23 protein-coding genes are annotated in these 25,408 nt (G+C 64.4%); 8 read left to right on the top strand and 15 right to left on the bottom strand.

The window, feature by feature from the left end; translation table 11 throughout:
* Window positions 1-10 precede the first annotated feature (10 nt).
* Together chrA and WM94_RS08365 are read left to right on the top strand one after the other, a co-directional pair.
* Window positions 11-1,369 carry a chromate efflux transporter gene (gene chrA / locus WM94_RS08370; protein ID WP_061550939.1) on the top strand — a complete coding sequence of 453 codons (1,359 nt, stop codon included), beginning with the start codon at window positions 11-13 and terminating at the stop codon, window positions 1,367-1,369.
* 139 nt (window positions 1,370-1,508) lie between these two features.
* Window positions 1,509-2,177, top strand: coding sequence for a bifunctional 2-polyprenyl-6-hydroxyphenol methylase/3-demethylubiquinol 3-O-methyltransferase UbiG (locus WM94_RS08365; protein WP_061550938.1), 669 nt, complete (start codon window positions 1,509-1,511; stop codon window positions 2,175-2,177).
* 144 nt (window positions 2,178-2,321) lie between these two features.
* Here the strand turns inward: WM94_RS08365 and quiC are convergent, their stop codons facing one another.
* Window positions 2,322-4,229, bottom strand: coding sequence for a 3-dehydroshikimate dehydratase QuiC (gene quiC / locus WM94_RS08360; RefSeq protein WP_061550937.1), 1,908 nt, complete (start codon window positions 4,227-4,229; stop codon window positions 2,322-2,324).
* A gap of 290 nt (window positions 4,230-4,519) precedes the next feature.
* Between quiC and WM94_RS08355 the strand changes: the two genes are divergently transcribed.
* A complete protein-coding gene (locus tag WM94_RS08355) occupies window positions 4,520-5,893 on the top strand; it encodes an MFS transporter (RefSeq protein ID WP_013972058.1) in 1,374 nt (457 codons plus the stop codon).
* 135 nt (window positions 5,894-6,028) lie between these two features.
* On the opposite strand, the gene WM94_RS08350 is transcribed toward WM94_RS08355, so the two are convergent.
* From WM94_RS08350 to WM94_RS08330, 5 genes are all read right to left on the bottom strand, one after another.
* On the bottom strand, window positions 6,029-7,441 hold the full coding sequence (locus WM94_RS08350) for a DOPA decarboxylase (protein WP_039613361.1): 1,413 nt from the start codon (window positions 7,439-7,441) through the stop codon (window positions 6,029-6,031).
* Window positions 7,442-7,559: 118 nt separating this feature from the next.
* A complete protein-coding gene (locus WM94_RS08345; RefSeq protein ID WP_015269948.1) occupies window positions 7,560-8,504 on the bottom strand; it encodes a LysR family transcriptional regulator in 945 nt (314 codons plus the stop codon).
* 138 nt (window positions 8,505-8,642) lie between these two features.
* Window positions 8,643-9,353: a YebC/PmpR family DNA-binding transcriptional regulator gene (locus WM94_RS08340; RefSeq protein ID WP_013972055.1), complete on the bottom strand. Its 711-nt coding sequence runs from the start codon at window positions 9,351-9,353 to the stop codon at window positions 8,643-8,645.
* 97 nt (window positions 9,354-9,450) lie between these two features.
* Entirely contained in the window at window positions 9,451-10,842 is a 1,392-nt protein-coding gene (locus WM94_RS08335) for an FAD-dependent oxidoreductase (RefSeq protein WP_024086771.1), read from the bottom strand.
* A gap of 15 nt (window positions 10,843-10,857) precedes the next feature.
* Window positions 10,858-12,174 (bottom strand): MFS transporter, encoded by a 1,317-nt coding sequence (locus WM94_RS08330; RefSeq protein ID WP_003259277.1) that lies wholly within the window; start codon window positions 12,172-12,174, stop codon window positions 10,858-10,860.
* Between the two features lie 243 nt (window positions 12,175-12,417).
* Here WM94_RS08330 and WM94_RS08325 point away from each other — a divergent pair, with 243 nt between their 5' ends.
* On the top strand, window positions 12,418-13,287 hold the full coding sequence (locus WM94_RS08325) for a LysR substrate-binding domain-containing protein (RefSeq protein ID WP_013972053.1): 870 nt from the start codon (window positions 12,418-12,420) through the stop codon (window positions 13,285-13,287).
* A 142-nt stretch (window positions 13,288-13,429) separates the two neighbouring features.
* Entirely contained in the window at window positions 13,430-13,801 is a 372-nt protein-coding gene (locus tag WM94_RS08320; RefSeq protein ID WP_061550936.1) for a DUF2784 domain-containing protein, read from the top strand.
* Here the strand turns inward: WM94_RS08320 and tam are convergent.
* The 3 genes from tam to WM94_RS30730 form a co-directional block, all read right to left on the bottom strand.
* Window positions 13,791-14,567 carry a trans-aconitate 2-methyltransferase gene (gene tam / locus WM94_RS08315; protein ID WP_082810535.1) on the bottom strand — a complete coding sequence of 259 codons (777 nt, stop codon included), beginning with the start codon at window positions 14,565-14,567 and terminating at the stop codon, window positions 13,791-13,793. The two genes, WM94_RS08320 and tam, sit on opposite strands and share 11 nt — an antisense overlap.
* Before the next feature lie 128 nt (window positions 14,568-14,695).
* Complete coding sequence (locus WM94_RS08310; RefSeq protein WP_013972050.1) at window positions 14,696-16,105, bottom strand: amino acid permease; 1,410 nt, start codon at window positions 16,103-16,105, stop codon at window positions 14,696-14,698.
* Window positions 16,105-16,230, bottom strand: a complete 126-nt coding sequence (locus WM94_RS30730; RefSeq protein ID WP_023661944.1) for a hypothetical protein — start codon at window positions 16,228-16,230, stop codon at window positions 16,105-16,107. Before WM94_RS30730 ends, WM94_RS08310 begins: the two co-directional genes overlap by 1 nt.
* 197 nt (window positions 16,231-16,427) lie before the next feature.
* On the opposite strand from WM94_RS30730, the gene WM94_RS08305 reads away from it, so the two are divergent.
* Window positions 16,428-17,852 (top strand): PLP-dependent aminotransferase family protein, encoded by a 1,425-nt coding sequence (locus tag WM94_RS08305; RefSeq protein WP_039613366.1) that lies wholly within the window; start codon window positions 16,428-16,430, stop codon window positions 17,850-17,852.
* A gap of 343 nt (window positions 17,853-18,195) precedes the next feature.
* Here the strand turns inward: WM94_RS08305 and WM94_RS08300 are convergent, their stop codons facing one another.
* Genes WM94_RS08300 through WM94_RS08290 form a run of 3 tightly spaced genes read right to left on the bottom strand, consistent with a single transcriptional unit; the run spans window position 18,196 to window position 21,794 of the window.
* The gene (locus WM94_RS08300) at window positions 18,196-19,218 is read right to left on the bottom strand and encodes a histone deacetylase family protein (RefSeq protein WP_061550935.1); all 1,023 of its coding nucleotides are present in this window, start codon (window positions 19,216-19,218) and stop codon (window positions 18,196-18,198) included.
* Window positions 19,218-20,459, bottom strand: a complete 1,242-nt coding sequence (locus tag WM94_RS08295) for a Zn-dependent hydrolase (protein ID WP_015269941.1) — start codon at window positions 20,457-20,459, stop codon at window positions 19,218-19,220. Before WM94_RS08295 ends, WM94_RS08300 begins: the two co-directional genes overlap by 1 nt.
* A gap of 30 nt (window positions 20,460-20,489) precedes the next feature.
* Window positions 20,490-21,794, bottom strand: coding sequence for an MFS transporter (locus WM94_RS08290; RefSeq protein ID WP_061550934.1), 1,305 nt, complete (start codon window positions 21,792-21,794; stop codon window positions 20,490-20,492).
* A 291-nt stretch (window positions 21,795-22,085) separates the two neighbouring features.
* Here WM94_RS08290 and WM94_RS08285 point away from each other — a divergent pair, with 291 nt between their 5' ends.
* Both WM94_RS08285 and WM94_RS08280 read left to right on the top strand, forming a co-directional pair.
* The gene (locus tag WM94_RS08285) at window positions 22,086-22,994 is read left to right on the top strand and encodes a LysR family transcriptional regulator (RefSeq protein ID WP_013972045.1); all 909 of its coding nucleotides are present in this window, start codon (window positions 22,086-22,088) and stop codon (window positions 22,992-22,994) included.
* Between the two features lie 88 nt (window positions 22,995-23,082).
* Complete coding sequence (locus tag WM94_RS08280; RefSeq protein WP_023662326.1) at window positions 23,083-23,478, top strand: hypothetical protein; 396 nt, start codon at window positions 23,083-23,085, stop codon at window positions 23,476-23,478.
* Between the two features lie 39 nt (window positions 23,479-23,517).
* Here WM94_RS08280 and WM94_RS08275 read toward each other — a convergent pair whose 3' ends face one another.
* From WM94_RS08275 to WM94_RS08265, 3 genes are all read right to left on the bottom strand, one after another.
* A complete protein-coding gene (locus WM94_RS08275; protein ID WP_003259987.1) occupies window positions 23,518-23,799 on the bottom strand; it encodes a type II toxin-antitoxin system RelE/ParE family toxin in 282 nt (93 codons plus the stop codon).
* Entirely contained in the window at window positions 23,789-24,034 is a 246-nt protein-coding gene (locus tag WM94_RS08270) for a type II toxin-antitoxin system Phd/YefM family antitoxin (protein WP_013972043.1), read from the bottom strand. The genes WM94_RS08275 and WM94_RS08270 overlap by 11 nt, the downstream gene beginning before the upstream one ends.
* A gap of 243 nt (window positions 24,035-24,277) precedes the next feature.
* A complete protein-coding gene (locus WM94_RS08265; RefSeq protein ID WP_061550933.1) occupies window positions 24,278-25,384 on the bottom strand; it encodes an alkene reductase in 1,107 nt (368 codons plus the stop codon).
* Window positions 25,385-25,408: the final 24 nt, after the last annotated feature.

Raw genomic sequence — 25,408 nt, 5'->3', positions numbered from 1 at the left:
AGGGAAGAAAATGACGGAACACCTGCAAGGCGCCGCCGAGCAAACGCGTGGTCACATCAGCCGGATCGAGGCCTTGCTGTTCTGGCTGAAGCTGGGTTTCATCAGCTTCGGCGGCCCGGCGGGGCAGATAGCGATCATGCATCAGGAACTGGTGGAGCGGCGCCGCTGGATCAGCGAGCGGCGCTTTCTGCATGCCCTCAACTACTGCATGCTGCTGCCTGGCCCCGAGGCCCAGCAACTGGCCACCTACATTGGCTGGCTGATGCACCGCACCTGGGGTGGGGTGATTGCCGGCACCCTGTTCGTAATGCCGTCGCTGTTCATCCTGATCGGCCTGTCGTGGGTCTATCTGGCCTGGGGCGAAGTGCCGGTGGTGGCTGGTATTTTCTACGGGATCAAGCCGGCCGTGACCGCCATCGTCGTGCATGCCGCACATCGCATTGGCACGCGCGCCCTGAAAAACGGCTGGTTGTGGGCCATTGCCGCGGCCTCGTTCGTGGCCATTTTCGCGCTCGACGTTCCCTTCCCGCTGATCGTGCTGGCGGCCGCGCTGCTGGGCCATATCGGCGGGCGGCTGCTACCGGGGCAGTTCGCGCCTGGTGGTGGCCACGGCGCAGCCAGGGCCAGCCATGGCCCGGCCGTGATCGACGACGACACACCGGCGCCAGAGCACGCCCGCTTCAGCTGGGGGCGGCTGCTGGGCCTGCTGCTGGTGGGTGCCGCGCTGTGGCTGCTGCCCATGGGTGTACTGATGGCTACCTTTGGCTGGCAAGGCACCTTGACGCAAATGGGCTGGTTCTTCACCAAGGCGGCATTGCTGACCTTCGGCGGCGCCTACGCGGTGCTGCCCTACGTCTACCAGGGGGCCGTCAGCCATTACGGCTGGCTGTCGCCGACGCAGATGATCGATGGCCTGGCGTTGGGGGAAACCACCCCCGGGCCGCTGATCATGGTGGTGGCCTTCGTCGGCTTCGTCGGTGGCTACCTGCACCCCATGTTCGGCACCGACCAGGCGTTCATGGCCGGCGCGGTAGCGGCGAGCCTGGTGACCTGGTTCACCTTCCTGCCCTCGTTCCTGTTCATCCTGGCCGGTGGCCCGCTGGTGGAATCTACCCACAACGAACTCAAATTCACCGCCCCGCTGACCGGGATAACCGCGGCGGTAGTGGGCGTGATCCTCAACCTCGCGCTGTTCTTCGGCTACCACGTATTGTGGCCGGCCGGTTTCGACGGGCGGTTCGACTGGCCTTCGGCGCTGATTGCGCTGGCGGCGGCGGTGGCGCTGTTCCGTTACAAGCGTGGGGTGATCCAGGTGTTGATAGCCTGTGCCCTGGCGGGGCTTGCCACCCATCTGTCGAGCCCACTGTAGGAGCAGCCTTGTGCTGCGAAGATGCCCGCATGGCTGGCGGAAATCTGTCTGCCATACTGACCTCTTCGCAGCACAAGGCTGCTCCTACAGAGGGTAGTGATAGGTCGCAGGGCCTATCTCCAATCCAACGGAGATGAACATGCGCAACCCTGAAGACGCCTTGCTCGACAGCTGGCAGCACAACGCCCAGGCCTGGATCGATGCGGTGCGCAGCGGCAGTATCGACAGCCGTCGCCAGGTTACCGACCAGGCCATCCTGCTGGCCATTCTTGGCCGCCAGCCCGAACGGGTGCTCGACCTGGGCTGTGGTGAAGGCTGGCTGCTGCGCGCGCTGGGCGACCGGGGTGTCGAGGCGGTAGGTGTGGACGGTGACCGGGCGCTGGTGGATGCCGCGCGTGCTGCGGGTTCCGCCGAGGTACACCTGGCCAGCTATGCCCAGCTGGCCGCTGCGCAGGCCTATGTTGGCAAGGACTATGACCTGATCTGTGCCAACTTCGCCCTGTTGCAGCAGGACATCATCCCGCTGCTGGCAGCGATGAATGCCTTGCTGGCGCCTGGCGGTGCGCTAGTGATCCAGACCCTGCACCCGTGGAGCGTGGCGGATGGCGATTACCAGGATGGCTGGCGGGAAGAGTCGTTTGCCGGGTTCGCCGGGGATTGGCAGGTGATGCCGTGGTACTTCCGCACCCTGGCCAGCTGGCTGAACGCGCTGGACATGGCGGGGTTGCGGCTGGTCAGCCTGCAGGAGCCACAGCACCCCCAGAGTGCGCTGCCACAGTCGCTGCTGTTGGTGGCCGAACGCCCTTGAAGCACACGCGGTCGGTGTAGGAGCGGCCTTGTGTCGCGATGGGCCGCAAAGCGGCCCCAGGATTCATGCGGTGCTGCTGAAATCCTGGGGCCGCTTTGCGGCCCATCGCGACACAAGGCCGCTCCTACAGGGACCGCGCCGGGCTCAGAGGACCGGCTTGCGCACCGCCCCGCTGCGGGCCTTGGCCATGGCTGCCAGGCGCACCGCGACGTTGGCCGCACCGTAACCAGCATAACCCCCCTTGCGCTGGATGATCTCGAAGAAGAAACGCTCTTCGAACGGCTCGGTATACACGTGGAACAGCTCGCCGCCTTGGGCATCGCGGTCGTACAGCACGTTGTAGTAGGCCAGTTCGCTGAGGAACTCGTCGTCGAAATCGAAACGCGCCGCCAGGTCGTCGTAGTAGTTCAGCGGGATCTCCAGCAACGGTACCCCGGCCAGTTTGGCCCGCGCCACTTCGCGGAAGATGTCGTCGCAATCGAAAGCGATGTGGTGCACGCCCGAACCACGATAGCTGGACAGCGCATGGGCTATCGCGGTGTTGCGGTTTTCCGAGATGTTCAGCGGCAGGCGCAGGGTGCCGCATTGGCTACGCAGCGCGCGGCTCTTGACCAGGCCGTACGGGTCCGGCAGCACTACTTCGTCATCGGCTTCGAAATCGAACAGGCTCTTGTAGAACAGCACCCAGCTGTCCAGCGACTCGGCCGGCAGGGCCAGGGCCATGTGGTCGATACGGCGCAGGCCGCCGGTGGCGGTGGCGTTCTTGTCCAGGCTGAAGTCGGTGTCGTACAGGGTCTGGCCGGCAGTGCCCTGCTCCACCAGGTACAGCAGGCTGCCATCTGGCGCACGTACCGCCGGCACTTCGCACTCGTTGGGCCCGACCAGGCCACGGAATGGCTGGCCACGGAAGGCGGTGGCGCGCTTCAGGGCGGCTTGCTGGTCCTTGACCCGCAGCGCGGTGGCGCACAGCGACGGCCCGTGGGCCTCGAAGAAATTGTGGCCGAAGGAATAGGGTTCGGCGTTCAGCACAATGTTGATATCGCCCTGACGCAGCAACTGCACCTCTTTGCTGCGGTGCTTGCCGGCATCGGCAAAGCCCAGGCGCTTCAGCCAGCTGCCCAGGCGCGCGCCGACGGCTTCGTCGACTGCAAACTCGAGGAACTCCACGCCGTCATAAGCACTGGCCGCCGGTGGGGTGAACAGCACACCGGGCTCGATCGAGGTACCTTCCTGCTCCAGGCGCAGGCGGGTGTGCTCTTCGAGATACAGCAGCGAACGCAGGCCGTCGGCGGCATTCTGCCGGGGCGGTGCGGCGCGGAAGCCGTCGTTGAAGATTTCCAGCGACAGCGGCCCACGGTAGCCGGTGGCAAGGATCGGCGCCAGGAAACCGGCCATGTCCATCTCGCCCTGCCCCGGGAAACAGCGGAAGTGGCGGCTCCACTCCAGCACATCCATGGCCAGGATCGGCGCGTCGGCCATTTGCACGAAGAAGATCTTGTCGCCGGGGATATCGCGGATCGCGCTCGGGTCGCCCTTGAGCGACAAGGTGTGGAAGCTGTCGAGGATCACCCCGAGGGCCGGGTGGTCGGCCTGGCGCACCAGGTTCCAGACTTGCTGGTAGGTGTTGACGTGGCGGCCCCAGGCCAGGGCTTCGTAGCCAATGCGCAGGCCGCGTTTGCCGGCGTGCTCGGCCAGCAGGCGCAGGTCGTCGACCAGCAATTGCTCTTCACCCAGGGCATCGGCCTGGACGTTGCTGCATACCAGCACCAGGTCGGTGCCCAGTTCCTGCATCAGGTCGAACTTGCGCTCGGCGCGGTCGAGGTTCTTCTGCAGGCGGTCGCGGCGGCAACCCTCGAAATCGCGGAACGGCTGGAACAGGGTGATGGCAATACCCAGGTCGGCGCACATCTGCCGTACCTGGCGCGGGCTGCCGGCGTAATAGAGCAGGTCGTTTTCGAAGATCTCGACGCCGTCAAAACCGGCGGCGGCGATGGCTTCGAGCTTTTCCGGCAGGGTGCCGCTCAAGGACACGGTAGCGATCGAACGCTGCATGGCGGGAGTTCCTTGTTGTTAGAGGATCAAGGCCAGGGCAGGACCTGGAAAATCAGCGCCACAGTTCCTGGCACGATCGATTATTCGCAGGTAAAGTCGTCGCTTCAATCTCTTTGTACGGAATGGTTAGTTTTGCGTTCGATTATCGAACAAAACCGGTTTTAGCGAATTGCCAGCCCACTGGCCCGTGGTCAACATGAACCACAGACGCAGGCACACCGACCCTCGCCTCCTGCCTTGGCGAATCTCCGGCGGAACCTGTGCAAACAACAATAACAACGGAGACAACGATGGCTCACTCCAGCTCTCAAGCCAAGAAAGCGACTGCCAGTGGATGGATAGGCTCGGCACTCGAGTACTACGACTTCTTCATCTACGCCCAGGCTGCTGCGCTGATTTTCCCGCAGATCTTCTTCCCCAACACCGACCCGAAAATGGCCATCATTGCCTCGCTGGCCACCTACGGCGTGGGTTACCTGGCGCGCCCGGTCGGCGCCTTCGTGCTGGGCCACTGGGGTGACACCCGCGGCCGCAAGAACGTACTGCTGCTGTGCATGTTCCTGATGGGCCTGTCGACCATGGCCGTTGGCCTGCTGCCCACCTACCACGACATCGGCCTGCTCGCCCCGGCGTTGCTGGTGGTGCTGCGCCTGGTCCAGGGCTTTGCCGTGGCCGGGGAAATCTCCGGAGCCAGTTCCATGATCATGGAGCACGCACCGTTCGGTCGACGGGGCTACTACGCCAGTTTCACCTTGCAAGGCGTGCAGGCTGGCCAGGTGCTGGCGGCGGCAGTGTTCCTGCCACTGGCCTACTTCATGCCTAGCGAAGCCTTCAACGACTGGGGCTGGCGCATTCCGTTCCTGCTGAGCGCCTTCGTGCTGATCGCCGGCTTCATCATCCGTAAGGAAGTGCACGAAACCCCGGCGTTCGTGAAGGAAGAGAAGCAGGACAAGGTCGCCAAGTCGCCGATCAGCGAGGCCTTCCGCCACAGCTGGAAGCACATGGTGCTGGTGATGTTCATGGCCTTGATGAACGTGATCCCGGTGGTCGCCACCATCTTCGGTGCGGCCTACGCGGTGCAGCCGGCCTATGGCATCGGCTTCGACAAGAGCGTGTACCTGTGGATTCCGGTAGTCGGCAACATCGTTGCGGTGCTGGTGATTCCGTTTGTCGGCAACCTGTCCGACAAGATTGGCCGTCGCCCGACCATGATCGCCGGTTGCCTGGGCTCTGGCCTGCTGGCCTTCGTCTACCTGTATGCGATCAGCATCCAGAACGTACCGCTGGCGTTCGCCTCGTCGATCGTGATGTGGGGCATGGTGTACCAGGGTTACAACGCGGTGTTCCCAAGCTTCTACCCAGAGCTGTTCCACACCCGCTACCGTGTTTCGGCCATGGCCATCGCGCAGAACATCGGCACCATGCTGACCGCCATGCTGCCGGCGCTGTTCGCCCTGGTTGCCCCGCCTGGTTCGGACAACATCCCGTTGGTGGTTGGTAGCCTGGCGTTCTTCATCACCTGCGTGTGTGCTTTGGCAGCCTACATTGCACCGGAAACCCATCGCCTGGCGATGGAAGACCTGGGTAACCCCGATGCCAAGCCGATGGACAAGACCGCGTATGAAGCTAGCCGTAAAGGGAGCTTTCAGGCGGTGAGCAACTGAGATTGCAGGGGGCTGCTCTGCAGCCCTTTCGCCGGCAAGCCAGCTCCCACCTTGACCGCATAGGCTTCAAGTCTTGTGCGGTCCCTGTGGGAGCGGGCTTGCCCGCGAATGGGCCGCAACGCGGCCCCGGCAGTTTCAGCCCTTGACCACTTCCTGCAAGCGCGCCCAGAGCTGTTCGACATGCTCCCGCTCGGTCGGCAATGCGCCAATCGACACCCGCACCATCCACCGCCCATCCAGCGTCGCCGGCGTCACATAGGCATCCCCGGACGCATTCAGCCGTTCGGCCCAGCCCTTGGTATGCGCATCCAGCGCCTCCCCTTCCAGCCCCGCCGGCCGATGGCGAATGCACAACGTCTGCAACTGCACCGGCGCCAGCACCTCCCACTCCGCCGCCGCGCCGATTTGCCCGGCCAGCCACTGGGCATTGTCCAGGTCACGCCGCAGCCGCGCCTGCAACGCCTCGACCCCCTCGCTGCGCAGCATGAACCACAGCTTCAACGCGCGGAACCGGCGGCCCAGCGGGATACCCCAGTCACGCAGGTTCTTCACCTCGCCGTCCACCGCCGACTGCAGGTAGCTGGGGTTGGTGCTCATCACCCGGATCAGGTGCTGTGGGTCGCGCACGTAGTAGATCGAGCAATCGAAGGCCACGCCCAGCCACTTGTGCGCGTTGACCACCAGCGAATCGGCCAGCTCGATGCCGTCCCACATCCAGCGGCATTCCGGCAGGATCATCGCCGAGCCGGCCATGGCCGAGTCCACATGCAGCCACAGGCCATGGGCCTGGGCGATCTCGCCGATCGGCCGCAGTGGGTCGAGGGCTGTGGTGGCGGTGGTGCCGGTGGTCGCGACCACCGCGCAAGGCTGGTTGCCAGCGGCCAGATCCTGCTCGATCGCAGCCTGCAGGGCCTCCGGGCGCAGAGCGTAGCGTTCGTCGGTCGGGATCAGGCGTATGTTGTCGCGGCCAAAACCGGCCAGCAATGCGGCTTTGTCCACCGAGCTGTGGGCATGGGCGCTGACATAGACGATCAGCGGCTTGGCCTGGGCTTGCAGGCCGCCGCGTACCAGTGCGTAGTCGCTGGCGCGTTCCCGTGCGCAGATCAGCGCCACCAGGGTGCTGGTGGATGCGGTGTCCTGGATCACCCCGCTCCATTGGCCAGACAGGCCGAGCAGCTGACGCAGCCAGTCGAGGGTGGTTTCCTCCAGCTCGCTCAGGGCCGGGCTGGACTGCCAGGAAAGGCCCAGCACGCCCAGGCCAGTGCTGAGGAAGTCACCGAGGACCGACGACAGGGTGCCATTGGAGGGGAAGTAGCCGTAGAAGTCCGGGTGCTGCCAATGGGACAGGCCGGGCATGACCAACTGGTTGACGTCGTCGAGGATCGCGGCGAAAGGTTCGCCTTGCCGGGGGGCCTGTGCAGGCAACGCAGCCTTGAGATAGCCGGGCTCAACCTGGGCCATGACCGGGCGCTCGCCGACGGATTGGCGGTAGTCGGCGATCAGGTCGATCAGTTGGTGGCCGTACTGGCGGAATTGTTCGGGGGTCACCTGGGTTCTCCTGTGGGTGGTTCGCCGCCTGTACCCGCGAAGAGGCCGGTACAGGCAACACAATGCCCCAGTCTAGGCACCTATCCCGAAGTGAATAACCCCGCCTCGCGCATACCTGCTATGGCAAACCCGCATGCCCACCCTGCACACCGAACTGCGACTGGCGCCACAACTCGAACACCCGGTTGCGCAACCAGCGGTGTTCGGCCGAGGCCTGCAGGCGCTGGTGCCACACCACCCAGTAGCGCTGGCTGTGGTCGATGAAACCCAGCGGCCGCCAGGCCAGGTCATGCAGGCGGCACAGCTGCCGGGCGATGTGCTCGGGCACGGTGGCCAGCGCCTGGCTGTTGGCAATCACCTGCACGGTGGCCGAGAAGAACGGCACTTCCAGGCTGACCTGCCGTTGCAGGCCCTGGGCGCGCAAGTGGCGGTCGATGAAGCTGTCCTTGTCGCCTCCGCCGGAAATACGCACATGCTTGTGCGCCAGGTAGTCGGCCTGGCTGAGCGCACCGTGGGCAGCCAGCGGGTGGTCGTGGCGCATCAGGCACACTGCCCGGTCCTCGCCCAACAGCCGACCGTGCAGGTTGGGTGGCGACTCGTCGAACAAGGTGGTGGCCAGGTCGATCTCGCCGCTGGCCAGCAAGGCGTACTGGCCGGCCTGCCAGGTGCGGTACTCCAGCGATACTCCCGGCGCTTCGCGCTCCAGCGCCGCCACCAGCAGCGGCAGCATGTGCTCGGCCACATAGTCCGACGCGGCCAGACAGAAGCGCCGCTCGCAACGCGCCGGGTCGAACACCGCGGGCTGGCGCAGGGCGTGCAGCTCCTCGAGAACCTGGCGCAGGGGTTCGACCAGGGCTTCGGCGTGTTCGCTGAGTACGTAACCGCGGCCCTGGCGTACCAACAAGGGGTCGTCGAAGGCTTCGCGCAGGTGGGCCAGCTGGCGGCTAAGTGCGGACTGGCTGACGCCGAGGCGCTCGGCGGCGTGGCTGAGGTTCTTCAGCTGCAGCAGGTGGTCGAGGGTGCGCAGGTGGGCGAGGCTGAGGGAGGCGAAAGCGGGGTTCATCGGGGTTCGGCTCCAGACCGCTGGCGAGGGCTTTTCCCTCGTTTCGCGGCACAAGGCCGCTCCTACATGGGTCATGCGTTCCCCTGTAGGAGCGGCCTTGTGTCGCGATGGGCCGCAAAGCGGCCCCAGAGAAGCAGATCAGTCAGTCAGACCAACATAAACGTTCTGCACGTCATCGTTCTCGTCGATGGCTTCGAGGAACGCTTCCACCTCGGCCAGCGCTTCGGCACTCAGGCTGGCCGCGCTCACCGGGTTCTTCGGGGTGTAGCCGATCTTCGCCGAGGTCACGGTGAAGCCGTGCTCCGGCAGGGCCTTCTGCACGGCGTCAAGGTCGGTGGTGTCGGTGATGAACAGGGTCGAACCCTCTTCGTCACCTTCCTCGAAGTCCTGGGCGCCGGCTTCGATGGCCGCCATTTCCGGGTCGGCGTCGCCGTTCGGGGTGGCTTCGATCAGGCCGACATGGTTGAAGTCCCAGGCCACCGAACCGCTGGCACCCAGCTGGCCCTTGCGGAACAGCACGCGGATTTGCGCGACGGTGCGGTTGACGTTGTCGGTCAGGCACTCGACGATCAGCGGCACCTGGTGCGGGGCGAAACCTTCGTAGCTTACCGCCGAGTACTGCACGGCATCGCCGTCCAGGCCCGCGCCCTTGCGGATTGCGCGCTCCAGGGTCTCGCGGGTCATCGAGGCCTTCTTGGCCTGCTCGATGGCCAGGCGCAGGCGTGGGTTCATGTCCGGGTCGGCGCCGGACTTGGCGGCGATCTGGATCTCTTTGGACAGCTTGCCCATGATCTTGCCTTTGGCGTTGGCCGCGGCTTCTTTATGTTTGGCTTTCCACTGTGCGCCCATGTCGACTCTCTTGTTTCAGCGGCCGGTTCAGGAAGCGACCGGCCAAAAGTGGGTGCAGTTTATACGCCCTCTGGCCTGTATTCGACAAGAAATCTCATCAGCCTTTATCGGCTTTGCCCGCCGCCGCCGCGAACCGCGCCAACCGCACATCCAGCCTCCGCGGCCGCTGCCCGCGGTCCTCTGCCCGCTCCTTGCGGCGGATGGCATTGCGCACCATCAGCGAGCCCAGGTAGCGAATCGGCTCGGGCGGGAACAGCCCCAGCGGCCCCTTGACCAGCGGCGAACGGGTCCATGGGTTATCCAGCCCCAGTGCCAGCGACGACAGAATCTGCCCGCCCATGTGGCACGGCCCGACGCCGCTGCCGGAGTAACCAAAGCCGTAGAACACGTTGCCCTGCCCGTTCAGCCGGCCAAAGAACGGCAAACCGGTCACCGAGCGGTCGGACGGCCCGTTCCAGCTGGCCGCCAGCGGCACTTGCGCCAGTGCCGGGAAGAACCCGCCCAGGCTTTCACGCAGCAGCGGCCGGTACGGCGACGGCTGGTCGAACACCGGCAACATGCGCCCGCCATAGGCGAAGGTATTGCCGCCCTTGCCGAGCATCAGCCGACCATCGGAGGTGTTGTGGTAGTAATGCACGAAAATCCGCGAATCGAGCACGCTGATGCCGCTGTCCAGGCCGATCTGGTGCAGCAGCTCAGGGCAAGGTTCGGTGATCACCATGTCGCTGGAAACAATCGCCACACTGCGCTCGAACTGCGGGAAAGCCCGCGCCATCCAGGCATTCAGGCCCAATACCACGCGGTCGGCGCGCACCGTGCCATGCGCCGTGCGCACCTGCACCGGGGCGCCGTGCTCCAGCCCGGTCATGGCGGTGCCCTCATGGATGCGCACGCCGCGCTGCAAGGCCACCCGGCGCAGGCCGCGCACCAGCTTGCCCGGCTGCACCGTGGCCGCGGCCGGCGAGAACCAGCCTTCCAGGTGCCGCGCCGAACCCGCCAGGCGCTGCAGCTGCTGCAGCGGCAGGCGGCGAAACGAATTGATCCCCTTTTGCTCCAGCGCGGCGATCACCGCGTCGGTGGCGCCGACCTGCGCAGCGTTGGTGGCGGTGTACAGCGTGCCGTCCAGGCGGTAGTCGCAGTCGATGCCATTGGCCGCGCAGAACGCGCCGATCTCACCGATGCTGCGCTCCGACTCACGCACCAGGCGCACCGCCTCGGCCACCCCGAACAGCCGCTCGAGGGTGAAGTACTTGGCCGACCAGGACAACGCACAGCCACCATTGCGGCCACTGGCACCGGCACCGCAGATATCGGCCTCGATCAGCACGATATCCAGGGCCGGCACCGCTTCCTTGAGCATCAGTGCGGTCCACAGGCCGGTATAGCCGCCGCCGACGATGCATACATCGCAACGGGCATCGCCTTGCAGCGGCGGGCACACCGCCTCTTGCGCCGAATCCAGGGCCTGTTGCAGCCAGAAGGGTCTCATTCGCTCGCTTTCCTTTCAGGTACGCAGTGGCTTGATTGCCATGCTGGTATTCGGTGCCACGTCGGTGCTTTGCGCAGCGCTGGCCGGGCGGCTGTTCCAGTGCGGCAGCAGCACCAGCGCCGAGAACAGCGCGCAGCCGGCAAACACGATGAACACCGTGACGCCATCGAAGTACCCCGGCAGCAGCCCGCCCAGCACCGCCCCCACCGAGCCGCAGCCGTTGACGAAGCCTGCTGCGGTGGCACCGGCCTTGGCGGTGCCGAAGTCGATGGCCGCGGCACCGCTGATCATCGAATCCGGCCCGTACAGGGTCAGGCCCATGACGAACAGCAGGGCCACCACCAGGATCACGCTGCCGGTGTGCATGGCCGCCATGAATGCCGCCAGCGCCACGGTCAGCAGCACCAGGCTGATGACACAGGCCGGCATGCGCCGGGCGCCGAACAGCTTGTCGGAGGCCAGGCCGATGATGATCGGGCCGAGCAGCCCGGCCAGTTCGAAGGCTGTCGGGATGATCGCTGCCCCCACCTTGCCCACCGAGGGCATCTGCTCGAAGACGATCACCGGCCCCCACAGCAGGATGGCGTAGCGCGCCGGTTTCAACAGGAAGTACGCCAGCCCCAGGGTCAGCACCGTTCGGTTGCGCATGATCTCCTTCAGTGGCGCCCACACGCTGCACAGGTTGCCGGCCGGGGCCATGCTCTGCGGCTCGGGCTCCACCGCCGGCAGGCCGACGTCTTCAGGCTTGTTGCGCTGCAGGAAGAAGAACAGCACGGCCACCAGTGCCACCACCGCGGCACTGGAGAAGAACGCCGCGTGCCAGGTACCGACCAGGGTGTAGGCCCACCAGCCGGCGAACGGCGAGGCCACCAGGCCGCCGAAGGCATAGCAGGAACTCCACAGGCCCAGCACCCGCCCACGCTGCGACGCCGGGAAGAAGCTGCCGATGTTCTTGCACAACCCGGCCCAGCCGGTGGATTGCGCCAGGCCCTGTACCAGCATGCAGGTGGCGAAGATCGGGAATGTGGCGTAGCTGCCCATCACCACCGCCGCAACAGCAGAAATCAGCAGGCCGCCGAGCACCACCACGCGTGGGCCAAAGCGGTCGGCAAGCATGCCCCAGGTGAACTGGCCCACGGCGTAGGCGGCCAGGTAGATGGCGTCGAGGTTGGCCATGGCGGCCTTGTCGAGCATGAAGTCGGGGTCTTCACCGATGCCCAGCTTGGCCACCGAGAAGGCCTTGCGGGTGAAGTAGAAGGCGGCGTAGGCCAGCCAGGTAATGGCGAAAATCTGGATACGCCAGCGTTTGAACGCGGCTAGGGATTGGTTCATGTAAGTCTGACCTCTTGCTTGAGTGTGCCGGCAGAATGTGAAGAAACGCCTGTCTTGTTCTTGTGTTACGCACAGCGATGACGAGGCTGTCATCGGGTCAGATGGCGCCGTTTGGGTGCCATGGCCCTGGCGGCACTTGTGGTGCCAGCGTCGGGCTGACATGCATGGAAACAGTTGCGCTAAGATAAATAAAATCGATTTATCGTATTTCACACATAAGCCCAGCTTGTTACTGAGGTCGTCATGTCGGTTTCCCACGCACAACTCAAGGCCTTCCACGCCGTGGCGGTGCACGGCAGCTTTACCCGCGCCGCCGAAAAGCTGTTTCTTACCCAGCCCGCGGTGTCGGACCAGGTGCGCAAACTGGAGGAGCGCTTCGGCGTCTTGCTGTTCCACCGCAACAAGCGTTCGGTGCAGCTCACCGACCTCGGCGAACGCCTGCTGGGCATCAGCCAGCGCCTGTTCGCCTGCGAGGCCGAGGCCCATGAACTGCTGCAGGATTCGCGTGCGCTGCACACCGGCAGCCTGGTGCTGGCGGTGGACGCGCCGGTGCACGTGCTGCCGCAGATCGCCCGCTTCTGCCAGCGCTACCCGGGCATCCAGGTCAAGATCGAGACCGGCAACACCGACGAGTCGCTGGCCCGGCTGTTCAGCTACCAGGCCGACCTGGCCCTGCTGGGGCGGGACGTCGACGATGAGCGGCTGCACTGCCTGCCGCTGCGCCGCGACCCGATGGTGGCGTTTGTCTCGCACCAGCACCCCTGGGCCAGCCGCGGCGCGATCAGCCTGGCGGATCTGGACGATACGCCGCTGGTGCTGCGCGAGCCCGGGTCGGTCACGCGGCAGACGCTGGAAGAAGAAATGCAACGGGCCGGGCTGCGGATTCGCCCGGCGATCCAGGTGGAAGGCCGGGAAGCGGCGCGGGAAGCGGTGGTGGTGGGGATTGGTGTGGGGGTGGTGTCGGCGGCGGAGTTTGGTGCGGATGCGCGGGTGTGCGCGTTGCCGATCGTCGATTGCCAGCGGCACCTGACCGAGACACTGGTGTGCCTGAGCGAGCAGCGCACGCGGCGGGTGGTGGCGACCTTCCTGCAGATGGTGGAGGAAGGGTTGTAACCCTGTGCCGGCCCTTTCGCAGCACAAGGCTGCTCCTACAGGATTATCGCACTCCCCCTGTAGGAGCAGCCTTGTGCTGCGAAGAGGCCCGTACAGGCAACCCAACTATGCTGGGATAACCTCAACCCTCGACACACAACCCATGCTCTACCGCCTTGCTGCCGACACCCTGGTCCTGTTGCACCTGCTCTTCATCCTGCTGGTGCTGTTCGGCGGCCTGCTGGTACTGCGCTGGCGCCCTGCCCTGCTGCTGCACCTGCCGGCGATGGCCTGGGGCCTGGCGGTGGAATGCCTGCACCTGGGCTGCCCGTTGACCACCTGGGAAAACCGCATGCGCAGCGCGGCTGGTGACGCGGGCTATCAGGGCGGCTTCATCGAACACTATATCTGGCCGTTGATCTACCCCGCCGGGCTGACACCGCACATCCAGCTGCTGCTGGGCACGTTCGTGCTGCTGCTCAACCTCGGCGTCTACGGTTACGTGGCCTGGCGCTGGCGCCGCCCTAGCGGGTAGCGATCACGAACAGCCGCGGGAACGGCAACAGCACCTTGCCATCGGTGGCCGGCGGGTAGTCGCGTTGCATCGCCTGCAGGTACATCTGCAGGAAATCCGTCTGCTCCTGGGGATCCAACCGCGCCAGGTACGGTCGCAAGGCCGAACCCTTGAACCATTCCACCACGGCTTCGGCACCGCCGGCCAAAGGGTGATGATAGGTGGTACGCCACACATCCACCCGCGCGCACAACGGGCTGAGCAGATCGTAATAGAACGCCGCGTTGTGCCGTGGCGGCAGCTGGAAATCAGCGAACTTCGCCGCCCATGGGCCCTGGCTGGCGATTTCGCGCAGTTGCCGGTGGGCCGGCTCATCGAGGTTGTCCGGGGTCTGCACGGCCAGGCTGGCACCTTCGCTCAGCTGGCGCACCAAGTGCGGGTACAGCGAGGCGTGGTCGGGAACCCACTGTAACGAAGCATTGGCCAGGATCAGGTCCTGCGGCTCGGGGGCGGACCAGCCGGCAATGTCAGCGATGACCGTGCGCACGCGGGGGATGCACAGCCGTTTGCGCTCGCGGGCCTTGTCGATCATGTCCGGGTCGCTGTCCAGGGCCGTCACCTGGGCATCCGGGTAACGTTGCAGCAGCACCTCGGTGGAATTGCCAGGGCCACAGCCCAGGTCGGTGGCGTGGCGTACCGGGCGTGCCGGTACAGCGGCCAGCAGGTCACGCACCGCGCGGGTACGCTCGTCTTCGAATTGCGAATACTGGGTGGCGGACCAGGCCATGTGAAGCTCCTTTGGGCGGGCAATGTGTTCAGCATATGCCATGTAACAGGCGGCCATATACCCCTGGCCCAATAACGCAAAACGGCCGGGTCCCCCAGGGAGCCGGCCGTTTCGAGAAGCAGTGACGCTTAGTGCTGCTTGCCAGTACGGATCTGGTGCACCACACCCATCGCCACCACGATTGCCGCGGCGATACCGGTGGAGATCACCAGGATCTGGTAGTCAGGCATGAAGGCCATGGTTACCAGGGCGGCCACGATGAACGCGATTACCAGGTAGGTCAGCCATGGGAACAGCCACATCTTCAGGCGTACTTCCTTGCCTTCGGCAACCAGCTTGCGGCGCATGCGCAGCTGCGAGAAAGCAATCACCAGGTACACCAGCAGGGCAATCATGCCGGTGGTGTTCATCAGGGTTTCCAGCACGTCTTTCGGGCGCAGGGTCTCGCTGAAGTTGATCAGCGCACACACCACGGCCACGGCGCACGAACCCATGATCGCGTACACCGGTACACCGGTGCCGGCGCGGGTGATCTTGAAGAACGACGGCGCGTCGCCACGCTGGGCCAGGGAGAACAGCATGCGCGAAGCGGTGTAGTGGCCCGAGATCAGGCAACTGCTCACCGAGGTCAGCACCACGAAGTTCATCAGCAGCTCGGCATATGGCACGCCCAACAGCTCCAGGGTGCGGCGGTAGGCGCCATAGCCGGAAACGCCCAGGTGCGGATCGTTCCACGGTACCAGGCAGACGATCAGGAAGATCGAACCCACGTAGAACAGGCACACACGCCAGACCACCGAGTTGGTCGCCTTGACGATCTGTGCAGCCGGGTCCTTGGCTTCGGAAGCGGCGATGGTGACGATTTCCGCACCGAGGAAGGCGAACATCACCCCTAGCAGGGCACCGATCACGGTGGTGATGCCATTGGGCATGAAGCCTTCGGCGGTGAGGTGGCTGATGCCACGCACTTCACCGAACTGCCAGATGTTCAGCACGGCAGCGGTACACACGATCAGGAAGCAGACAATCGCGATCACCTTGATCAAGGCGAACCAGAACTCGAACTCACCGTAGTGCTTGACGTTGAAGAAGTTGACGGTGATCAGCAACAGGGTCGTGGCCAGCACGAACACGTTGACGCTGACGTCGGGGAAGAAACCATGCAGGATCTTGCCCGCCACATAAGCTTCCCAGGCCATAAGGATGACCCAGTACCACCAGTACAGCCAGCCGATGGTGAAACCGGCCCAACGGCCGATGGCGCGATCGGCGTAGGTGGAGAACGAACCGGTGTCTGGCGAGGAAGTCGCCATTTCACCCAGCATGCGCATGATCAGTACCACCAGGATGCCGCCTGCCAGGTAGGCCAGCACAGCAGCTGGGCCGGCGCTGTGAATCACGCTGCCGGAACCGACGAACAAGGCGCCGCCGATAACCCCGGCGATCGACATCATCGTCAGGTGGCGCGACTTGAGCGAGGCACTGAGCTTGCTCTCATGCCCGCTTTTCGCGGTGGTGGTTGTGGATGTTGCGTCCATCAGTTGTGTACCCCGTGCTTCTTTTTATCCAAGGAAAACTGTGAAACCCCGATGGCTGGCGGTTTCACGTACATCAGTGCTAATGCGCGCAGGATGGTGTGAGCGAACACACGCAGGCCTTCCATGGCGGCCTGCTGACGCGCCCCAGGGCAGGCGCCTGGGGCGAACTGAACATGCTTTAGGTGGCGATATCTGACACCTAATGTAAAAATGTCCGACGCAGAGAGCCATGCACAGTGGCATGAAACTCGCACTGCACTGTACAGGTCGCCCTTGCAATACACCTTGCAAACGCCGGGCGATACGCAACCTGAAGGCCCAAATGTTCGAATTACATCCAGACTCCTCGACCCCGCTGGTGAACCAGATCATCGACGGGCTGCGCGAGCTGATCGACAACCAGACCCTCAAGCCAGGCGCCAAGGTCCCCTCGATCCGCGCCTTTGCCGCGAGCTATTCGGTGAGTACCTTCACCGTGGTCGAGGCCTACGACCGTCTGGTCGCCCAGGGCCTGCTGGTGAGCCGGGGCAATGCGGGGTTCTTCGTCAACCGCGCGGCGGGCGAATTGCTCGACCCGCACAACGCCGAGGCCGACACCAGTCGACCAACGTTCAACTCCGAGTGGTACCTGCAGCAGATCTTCGAAATCCGCCAATTGCCGTTCAAGCCCGGGTGCGGCTGGCTGCCCAACGACTGGATGTATGAAGACGGCCTGCGCCGCGGCCTGCGCCAGGTGGCCGGCAGCCCGCTGGAGCTGTCGGGCTACGGCGACCCCATGGGCCTGATGGAGCTGCGTGCACTGACCGCACAGAACCTGCAGCAGGAACTGTCGATCGTTGCCAACCCGGCGCAGCTGATGCTTACCCATGGCGCCAGCCAGGCCCTGGACCTGGCCGCGCGCACCCTGGTGCGCCCGGGCGACGTGGTGCTGGTGGACGACCCCGGTTACCCCAACCTGATGAGCATCCTGCGTACCCAGGGCGCGACCCTGGTCGGCGTGCCGCGCACACCGGCCGGCTACGACCTGAACCAGCTGGAACAGTTGCTCACCCACCACCGCCCCACTGCATTCTTCACCCAGCCGCACCTGCACAGCCCGACCTGCTCGCGCACGCCGCTACCGCAGCTGCACCGCCTGCTGCAACTGGCCAGCCAGCACGGCTTCCGCCTGGTGGAGAACAACCTGTACGCCGACATGGTCGCCGAACCGCAGCCGTGCCTGGCCAGCCTCGACCACCTGCAGCAGGTGGTGTACGTGGGCAGCTACTCCAAGAGCATTTCGCCCAATGTGCGGGTCGGCTACATGCTGGCCAACCCCGAGCTGATGCAGAAGCTGCTGCACCTGAAGATGCGCTCTGGCCTGACCACTTCGCAGGTGATGGAGCGCGTGGTGTATGCCGCGATCATCGACGGGCGTTGGCGCAAGCACCTCAAGCGCCTGCGCCAGCGGCTGGCCGAGGCGCACCAGGAAGTTGGCCGGCATCTGCATCGGCTGGGCTTCGAGCTGTTCATCGAGTCGGATGAAGGGATGTATATCTGGACCCGCCACCCGGCGATTCCGGACAGCGCGGCGTTGCTGGATGATGCGCTGGAGAAAGGCATCATGCTCGGGCCTGGGCAGTTGTTCATGGTCGATGCCAAAGCGACCGGGTGGATGCGGTTCAACGTGGCGTTCAGTACCGAGCCGGCGATGTGGGAGTTGCTGGAGAAGGTGTTGGTGAAGCATGTGCGGCGGGGTGGGATGTAACGGATTGCGGGGTGTTCGCCACAACACTTTCAGCGCCTGAGAGATCGAGCGCCGCCCGCGCGGCGCTTCGCAGCACAAGGCTGCTCCTACATCTGTTTCGGGCCAGTCACTCCTGTGAGGTCACCTCTGCCCGCCTTGTTTGTTCCATTCGATATCGAAGGTTGCTTTGCTGCTTTTCATCCATCTCCAGTCATGCACCAAGGCTGCAACCCACCAGGCACAGGAATAATTGGCCTGAAACAGATGTAGGAGCAGCCTTGTGCTGCGAAGCGCCGCGCGGGCGGCGCTCGATCTCATAGGCGCTGAAACTGTCATGGCAAGCACCTGTCAGCCCCGCCCCTCCTTATCGCCAGTCCGCCTTGTCGGCAAAAAACGCCTGCGCGTTCGCCTCCAGGCTTTCCAGGTGATACCCCCCTTCCTGCACGATCAGGCACGGCAAGCGCATCGCCCGAATCCGCTCGCCCAATACCGCAAACCCTTCAGTCGTCACCGCCACCTTGCTCTGCGGGTCGAGTTCGTAGATATCGAACCCCAGCGACAACAACAGCACCTCGGCGCCAAAGTCCTTCACCGCCGCCAGCGCGATCTCCAGCTGGCCCATGAAGTCCGCTTCGCTAGCCCCATGCGCCATCGGCAAGTTGAGGTTGTACCCCTCCCCCGCACCGCTGCCACGCTCGTCCGCGAACCCGGCCACACCCGGGTAGAAATTGGTGGGGTCGCCATGTACCGACACATACAGCACATCCCGGCGGTCGTAGAAAATTTCCTGAATCCCCTGCCCGTGGTGCATGTCGGTATCGAGGATGGCCACGCGGCTGTAGCGGCTGCGCAAGGCCTGGGCAGCGACAGCGGCGTTGTTGAGGTAGCAGAAACCACCGGCCGCATCGAAGCGCGCATGGTGGCCTGGCGGCCGGCACAGGGCATAGGCCGCCGGCTCGCCGTCGAGAATGGCCTTGGCACCGGCCACTGCGCTTTGCGCAGACCAATAGGCCGAGCGCCAGGTGTGTTCGCCTACAGGGCAGCTGCCGTCAGCCAGGTAGCGCCCGGCCTGGGCGAGGATGCCGCGCAAGGCGTTGGGTTCACGCACGAAGATGTTGGACATGACCTCGTCGCCCCAGTCCTCGGGCACTTCCTTCCAGCGCGCATGGGCCTCTTCGAGGAAGGCCAGGTAGGCCTCGCCGTGCACTGCCTTGAGCGGTTCGAGGCCGGCGTCCTCCGGCTGACGGATGTCGAAGCCCAGATCCTTGGCCGCCTGCAGCAGGCGCTGGGCGCGTTCGGGGACTTCCTGCGGGGTGCGCATGGCGCCGCGCGAGTAGTAGCTGCGTGGGTGGTGCAGCAGTTGTTCGGGGTGGAAGTAGCAACGCATCAGGCTTCTCCTTGTTCGACAATGCCCGCGCGGGCCAGCACGGCATTGAGCAGTACATCGGCACCCTGGCGGGCGTCGTCGGGCAACACGTCTTCGGCTTCGTTGTGGCTCAAGCCGCCGACACAGGGGATGAACACCATGGCGGTCGGGCAGTAGCGGGCCAGCAGGATGGCGTCGTGGCCGGCGCCGCTGACGATCGACTGCTGGGCATAGCCGAGGCCATCCACCGCCTGCTGCACGGCGGCTACGCAATCGGCATCGAATGGCGTGGCCGGGCTTGTCCAGTGGCGCTCGATACGCACCTGCAACCCGCGTTGATTGGCGATGGCTTGCAGCTTCAAAGTCAGCTCGCGTTCCATCGCCTCGATGGCTTCGTCCCGGTGATGACGCAAGTCGACTGTGAACTGCAGCAGCCCCGGAATGGTGTTGCGCGAGGACTTGGCGATGGACAGTTCACCCACCGTGGTCAGGCCTTCAGGGGCAAAATCGGCAGCCAGTTGCTCGACTGCCTGGATCATCCGCGCGGTGCCATACAGGGCATCCTTGCGCAGTGGCATCGGCGTGGTACCGGCGTGCGCGGCCATGCCTTCGACCGTGACGTCGAGCCATCGGATAGCCTGCCCGCCGCTGACCACGCCGATGGCCTTGGCGTTGTCTTCAAGGATCGGGCCTTGCTCGATGTGGGCCTCGAAATAGGCATCGACCTGGCCACCCAGCGGGCGCCGGCCGGCGTAACCGGTGCGCTGCAGTTCGTCGGCGACGCTGATGCCATCGGCATCGCGAATGGCCAGCGCTTCGTCCAGCGCCAGGGTACCGGTGAACACCGCCGAACCGAACATGGCCGGGGTGAAGCGGGCGCCCTCCTCGTTGGTCCATACGGCGATTTCCAGCGGCTTGCGCGTCTGGATGTTCAGGTCATTGAGCCGGCGCACCACTTCAAGGCCTGCCAGCACACCGTAGACGCCATCGAAACGGCCGCCCTCAGGTTGGGTGTCGAGGTGGCTGCCCATCATCACCGGCGCTGCATCGGGGTCGCTGCCAGCGCGGCGGGCGAACAGGTTGCCGATGGCATCCACAGTCAGCGTCAGGCCGGCTTCGCGGCACCAGTGGCTGAACAGTTCACGGCCAGCCTTGTCCTCGTCGCTCAGGGCCAGGCGGCAGCTGCCGCCACGGGCGGTAGCGCCTATTTCGGCCATGGCCATCAGGCTCGCCCACAGGCGTTCGCCATTGCTTTTCAACATGTGCGGGTACTCCAGAAAAAAGCGGTTCGATCAGGCCAGTTCCAGGCGCTGGCTACGGGCGTACTGGCGCGCCAGGGCGAGCACGCAGACCAGCGAAATAGTGGCGATCAGGGTGTAGAACACCGCCATCGGCCACCATTGGCCGGTGAAGGTGTGGGCCAGCCAGGTACCGATCAGCGGGGTCAGGCCGCCCGCGATGGCGCCGCAGATCTGGTAGGCCAGGGAAATGGCGGTGTAGCGCACGCGGGTGTCGAACATGCCGCTGACATAGCCGGCGATCACCGCGTAGAACGACGCCATGCACGTGGCGGCCAGGGCGATGCCGAGTACGATCAACGGGCCCTGGCCCGAGCTGACCAGCACGAACATCGGGTACGGCGAGGCCATCGCCAGCAGCGCGACCAGGGCCAGGAAGCGGGTGGCGCCGATATTTTCCGATAGCCAGGCGGCCAACGGCTGCACGCAGAACTGGATGATCGCCACGAAGAACAGGCACTCCAGGATCAACGAACGCTCCAGCTGCAACTGCTGGGTGGTGTAGCTGATCATGAAGGTGTTGGTGAAGTAGACACCGGCAATACCCAGGGTATTGGCACCGATGCACAGCAACAGCGGGCGCCAGGCCGTGCGCAGCACTTCGAATACCGGGGCCTGCTCCTTGCGCCGGGCCTTTTCCGCCTGCTCGCGGCTGGCGATGAACTCGGGCGACTCATTCACCCCCAGGCGAATCGCCAGGCCCACCAGCAGCAACAGCGCGCTGGCCAGGAACGGCACGCGCCAGCCCCAGTTCATCAGGTCTTCTTCCGGCAGGCGGGTGACCGCGCCGAAGGCCAGCAGCGACAGGATCAGGCCCGCCGGGCTGCCCAGTTGGGCGAACGAGGCAAAGAAGTTGCGCCGGCCCTTGGGTGCATGTTCACCGGCCATCAGCACCGCCCCGCCCCACTCGCCGCCCACGGCAATGCCCTGGACGATGCGCAGCAGGATCAGCAGTACCGGCGCGGTGGCGCCGATTTGTGCGTAGGTCGGCAGCAGGCCGATGCCCACGGTGACGATGCCCATCATCAGCAAGGTGATGACCAGCGACTTCTTACGGCCGATACGGTCGCCCACATGGCCGAAGACGATGCCCCCCAGCGGCCGGGCGAAGAAGCCGACGGCGAAGGTGCCGAACGCTGCCATGGTGCTGAACAGGCTGTTGTCGGAGGGGAAGAACAGCGCGCCGAACACCAGGGCGGCGGCGGTGGCGTAGATGTAGAAGTCGTACCACTCGATCATGGTACCGATGAACGCGGCGGCGGCGGCACGGCGTGGCTGGGGGGAAGCGGTGGGCTTCATGGGGGCTCCTTTGCTTGTTGTTCTGGCAGGAGTTGTCAGGGGCACGGTGGCGCTCTTGTGGCGCTTGGCCTGTTGGTCTGGTGTCAGCTTCTTCGCGGGTAAACCCGCTCCCACAGGGATTGCACAAGGTCTGCAAGCGCTGCAGTACCTGTGGGAGCGGGTTTACCCGCGAAGAAGCCAACACCGATTCGGCAGGCCTCGATATCTGCGATTTATCGGCCCGGGGCTATGATTAGTCAATTTTCTATTTATTATTCGAAATATTAGCCTTGCTTATTATCGAGCCCTGCCATGCCCGACCGTCTGCTCAACGACCGCCTCGACTGGAACCTGCTGCGCACCTTCCGGGTCATCGGCCAGGAGCTGTCCATCAGCCGTGCTGCCGCCCGCCTGCACCTCACCCAGCCGGCAGTGAGCCAGGCGCTCAAGCGCCTTGAAGAACAGCTTGGCCGCCAACTGATCGCCCGCCGCGGGCCGCGCTTCGTGCTGACGGAAATGGGCGAGCAGCTGTTCCAGCTGGCTGGCGAGGTCTATGGGCAGATGTCGCAGATCGGCGGCTTGTTGGAGCAGCCGGCGGACGAACTGGTGGGCAAGGTACGCCTGCTGATGATCAGCCGTATCGTCAACGAACACTTCGACGACTTCCTCGCCGACTTCCACCGCCAGCACCCGCGGGTGGAGCTGGAGATCGACGTGATGCGCAGCTCCGACATCGTTGCCGCCCTGCAGGAGAAAACCGCCACGGCGGGCCTCAGCCTTAACCGGCGTGCGCAGCCACGGCTGGAGCAACGGTTGTTCCTGCGCCAGCGCTATGCGTTCTTCTGTGGCAAGCACCACGCATTATTTGGCCAGGACGAGGGCGATCTGCAGCGCGAGAACTTCGTCAGTTTCACCAGTGACCAGATTGGCGGCATGCTGTCGCCACTGACCATTTTCCGCGACCAGCAGGGGTTTGCCGGGCGGATCGTGGCCTCGTCACCAAGCCTTGAGGAGGTACGCCGGCTGGTGATTGCCGGGTTTGGCATAGGTTGCCTGCCCGAGCATGTGGTAGCGCCGGATGTAGACGCCGGGTTGCTGTGGAAGCTGCCGCCGCAGGAAGGGATTGCCGATGTGGATATCCACCTGTTGTGGAACAGGGAGCAGCGCTTCAGCCGCGCGGAAGAGGTGTTTATCGAGGCGTTGCAGCACAGCCTTGACTGAACGCAGAGCTGGGGTCGACGAGCACTGGACACGATAGTGGCCAATTAGTAGCATCCAGGCCAACTGAACATTACGGACAATCTCAGTCATGGATCGAGCTACCGGGGTCATTCGACGCCCTATTCATCACCCCATCCGCCCCTTGATCACTTGGGAAGAAGCATGGAAGGGGCCCGACGAGGGCTTGATCCGCTGCTGGGAGATTGGCCGTGAGCGGGCTCTGGCCCAGCCAGAACTTGCCCGGCACTGCGCCGATGGCGCGCTCCCGGTGCTAGGTTGGAAAGGTGGCCATGATCGCGCATTGAAGAAACCGATGAAGTACGGTTCGTTCAAGTACCTGGCGCAATGGCAGGGCCTTCGCGGCGAGGATCTGTTCATCGATACGCGAACAGAGCTTACCCTGACCTGTAATCACACCGGCATGCTGACAACGTTCACACCGGACCAGGAAAAATACGCCAACGCTGTGATGCTGATGGAATAGCAACGTGGAACAGAGGGATGGCTACACCGTTGATGATGTTTACCGCTTCTGAGCGGATCGATACACCTCGCTACGCTCGCGCTTGCCAACCGATACCACCACTACAACGATACGCTCGTCCTCGACTCGATAGACGAGGCGATATCCAGAGGCCTTGAGCTTGATTTTGTAGTGGTTCGGCAGGTCACGCAGCGCGTCGGCCTGTACCTTGGGTGACTGCAGGCGCTCGGCGAGTTTTTTCTTGATCTGTTCGCGCACGGTGTGGCCTAGCTTGCCCCACTCTTTCAGTGCCGAAGGCAGGAATTCGAGTTTATAGGTCATCCAGGGATACCGGTACGCCTTTTTCACCCAACCTCGACTTGGCCAGTTCGCTCAATTCGAGATCTTCCAAGCGTTCCATCATGGCCTCGTACAGTTCGGCCGGCACCATGTAACCCATCACGCGGTTGTGATTGAGCACAGCGACGGGCATACCCGCAGCGCCGGTCATCACCGCGGATGGGTTCTTTTTCAGTTCCGACACGCTTACGGCCACGTCAGCGAATATGTTTTGCATGTTTGCACCCTCAATAGAGAGCCATATTTTGGTCCATATATAGGACACAAACAAGTCGTCACTGCTCAAGCACAGAGGTGAGACACGTCAGGCGAAATGCCGTGTTTGGGGGAGATCGCCCAGCCCTTTGAATCCACCGCGGCGCATGGCACCGGCTGCGCCGGTGTTCGTGGCTAAAGCCGCTCCCACAGGGTCCCTGCTAACTCAATGAGTCACTTGCAGTTCCATGAGGAGCGATCGGGGTCAGGCTGTTGCCAGTGCCGGGTAGTCGGTCAGGCCATGGGCATCACCACCGAACAGCGTGGCCCGTTCGTGCTCGGCCAGGGGCGCATTCAGCTTCAGCCGCGCCGGCAGGTCCGGGTTGGCCACGAATGGCCGGCCGAAGCCGATCAGGTCAGCCCAGCCCTCCTCCAGCGCGCGCCGTGCACGTTCGCCGGTGTATTTGCCGGCATACACCATCACCCCGGGGAACACCGCCCGCAGCTGTTGCTTGAAGTCCACCGGCATGTCCGGCGCGTCATCCCAGTCGGCTTCGGCAATGTGCAGGTAGCCGATGCCGATTTCGCCCAGGCGCTTGGCCGCTGCGGTATAGGTGGTCACCGGGTCGGCGTCGACACAGCCATTGAGCGTGGTCAGCGGCGCCAGGCGTACGCCTACGCGCTGGGCGTCGCCGGTGCCTTCGACCAGCGCACGGGTGACCAGGTCGAGGAAACGCAGGCGGTTTTCCAGCGAACCGCCGAAGCGGTCGGTGCGGTCGTTGGCGCCGGAATCGAGGAACTGGTTGACCAGGTAACCGTTGGCCGCGTGCAACTCGACACCATCAAAACCGGCGGCCATGGCGTTGCGCGCAGCCTGGCGGTATTGCTCGATGATCTCGGCAATTTCCGCTTCGCTCAACGCGCGTGGCTTGGAAGCCTGGACAAAGCCTGGCGTGCCGTCGGCATTGTCGATGAACACATTCACGCCTTCGGCCTGCATCGCCGAGGACGACACCGGTGCCTGGCCACCAAGCAGGCTGCTGTGGCTGAGGCGGCCGACGTGCCAGAGCTGGGCGAAGATGCGCCCGCCCGCGGCATGCACAGCCTCGGTGACCAGGCGCCAGCCGTCGATCTGCGCCTGGGTGTGGATACCCGGGGTGCGGGCGTAACCCTTGCCCAGTGGCGAGATCCAGGTGCCTTCACTGACGATCAGCCCGGCACTGGCGCGTTGTGCGTAGTACTCGGCCATCAGCGCGGTCGGTACATCGCCAGGCTGGGCAGCGCGGGAGCGGGTCATCGGCGGCATCAGCACGCGGTTGGGCAGGTTAAGGGCGCCGAATTGCAGGGGTTGGAACAGTGGATCTTGAGCCATTGCGAGCATCTCCGTAAGGCGAAT

The sequence above is a fragment of the Pseudomonas sp. ABFPK genome, assembly GCF_001586765.1.
In the GTDB taxonomy this organism is placed as follows: Bacteria; Pseudomonadota; Gammaproteobacteria; order Pseudomonadales; family Pseudomonadaceae; genus Aquipseudomonas; species Aquipseudomonas asiatica.
This window is presented reverse-complemented; position numbering and strand designations above follow the sequence as displayed.

Coding starts and splice junctions, on each gene's coding strand:
- chrA (WP_061550939.1), top strand. CDS start 11: ATGACGGAACACCTGCAAGGCGCCGCCGAGCAAACGCGTGGTCACATC.
- WM94_RS08365 (WP_061550938.1), top strand. CDS start 1,509: ATGCGCAACCCTGAAGACGCCTTGCTCGACAGCTGGCAGCACAACGCC.
- quiC (WP_061550937.1), bottom strand. CDS start 4,229: ATGCAGCGTTCGATCGCTACCGTGTCCTTGAGCGGCACCCTGCCGGAA.
- WM94_RS08355 (WP_013972058.1), top strand. CDS start 4,520: ATGGCTCACTCCAGCTCTCAAGCCAAGAAAGCGACTGCCAGTGGATGG.
- WM94_RS08345 (WP_015269948.1), bottom strand. CDS start 8,504: ATGAACCCCGCTTTCGCCTCCCTCAGCCTCGCCCACCTGCGCACCCTC.
- WM94_RS08340 (WP_013972055.1), bottom strand. CDS start 9,353: ATGGGCGCACAGTGGAAAGCCAAACATAAAGAAGCCGCGGCCAACGCC.
- WM94_RS08335 (WP_024086771.1), bottom strand. CDS start 10,842: ATGAGACCCTTCTGGCTGCAACAGGCCCTGGATTCGGCGCAAGAGGCG.
- WM94_RS08330 (WP_003259277.1), bottom strand. CDS start 12,174: ATGAACCAATCCCTAGCCGCGTTCAAACGCTGGCGTATCCAGATTTTC.
- WM94_RS08325 (WP_013972053.1), top strand. CDS start 12,418: ATGTCGGTTTCCCACGCACAACTCAAGGCCTTCCACGCCGTGGCGGTG.
- WM94_RS08320 (WP_061550936.1), top strand. CDS start 13,430: ATGCTCTACCGCCTTGCTGCCGACACCCTGGTCCTGTTGCACCTGCTC.
- tam (WP_082810535.1), bottom strand. CDS start 14,567: ATGGCCTGGTCCGCCACCCAGTATTCGCAATTCGAAGACGAGCGTACC.
- WM94_RS08310 (WP_013972050.1), bottom strand. CDS start 16,105: ATGGACGCAACATCCACAACCACCACCGCGAAAAGCGGGCATGAGAGC.
- WM94_RS30730 (WP_023661944.1), bottom strand. CDS start 16,230: ATGGAAGGCCTGCGTGTGTTCGCTCACACCATCCTGCGCGCATTAGCA.
- WM94_RS08305 (WP_039613366.1), top strand. CDS start 16,428: ATGTTCGAATTACATCCAGACTCCTCGACCCCGCTGGTGAACCAGATC.
- WM94_RS08300 (WP_061550935.1), bottom strand. CDS start 19,218: ATGCGTTGCTACTTCCACCCCGAACAACTGCTGCACCACCCACGCAGC.
- WM94_RS08295 (WP_015269941.1), bottom strand. CDS start 20,459: ATGTTGAAAAGCAATGGCGAACGCCTGTGGGCGAGCCTGATGGCCATG.
- WM94_RS08290 (WP_061550934.1), bottom strand. CDS start 21,794: ATGAAGCCCACCGCTTCCCCCCAGCCACGCCGTGCCGCCGCCGCCGCG.
- WM94_RS08285 (WP_013972045.1), top strand. CDS start 22,086: ATGCCCGACCGTCTGCTCAACGACCGCCTCGACTGGAACCTGCTGCGC.
- WM94_RS08280 (WP_023662326.1), top strand. CDS start 23,083: ATGGATCGAGCTACCGGGGTCATTCGACGCCCTATTCATCACCCCATC.
- WM94_RS08275 (WP_003259987.1), bottom strand. CDS start 23,799: ATGACCTATAAACTCGAATTCCTGCCTTCGGCACTGAAAGAGTGGGGC.
- WM94_RS08270 (WP_013972043.1), bottom strand. CDS start 24,034: ATGCAAAACATATTCGCTGACGTGGCCGTAAGCGTGTCGGAACTGAAA.
- WM94_RS08265 (WP_061550933.1), bottom strand. CDS start 25,384: ATGGCTCAAGATCCACTGTTCCAACCCCTGCAATTCGGCGCCCTTAAC.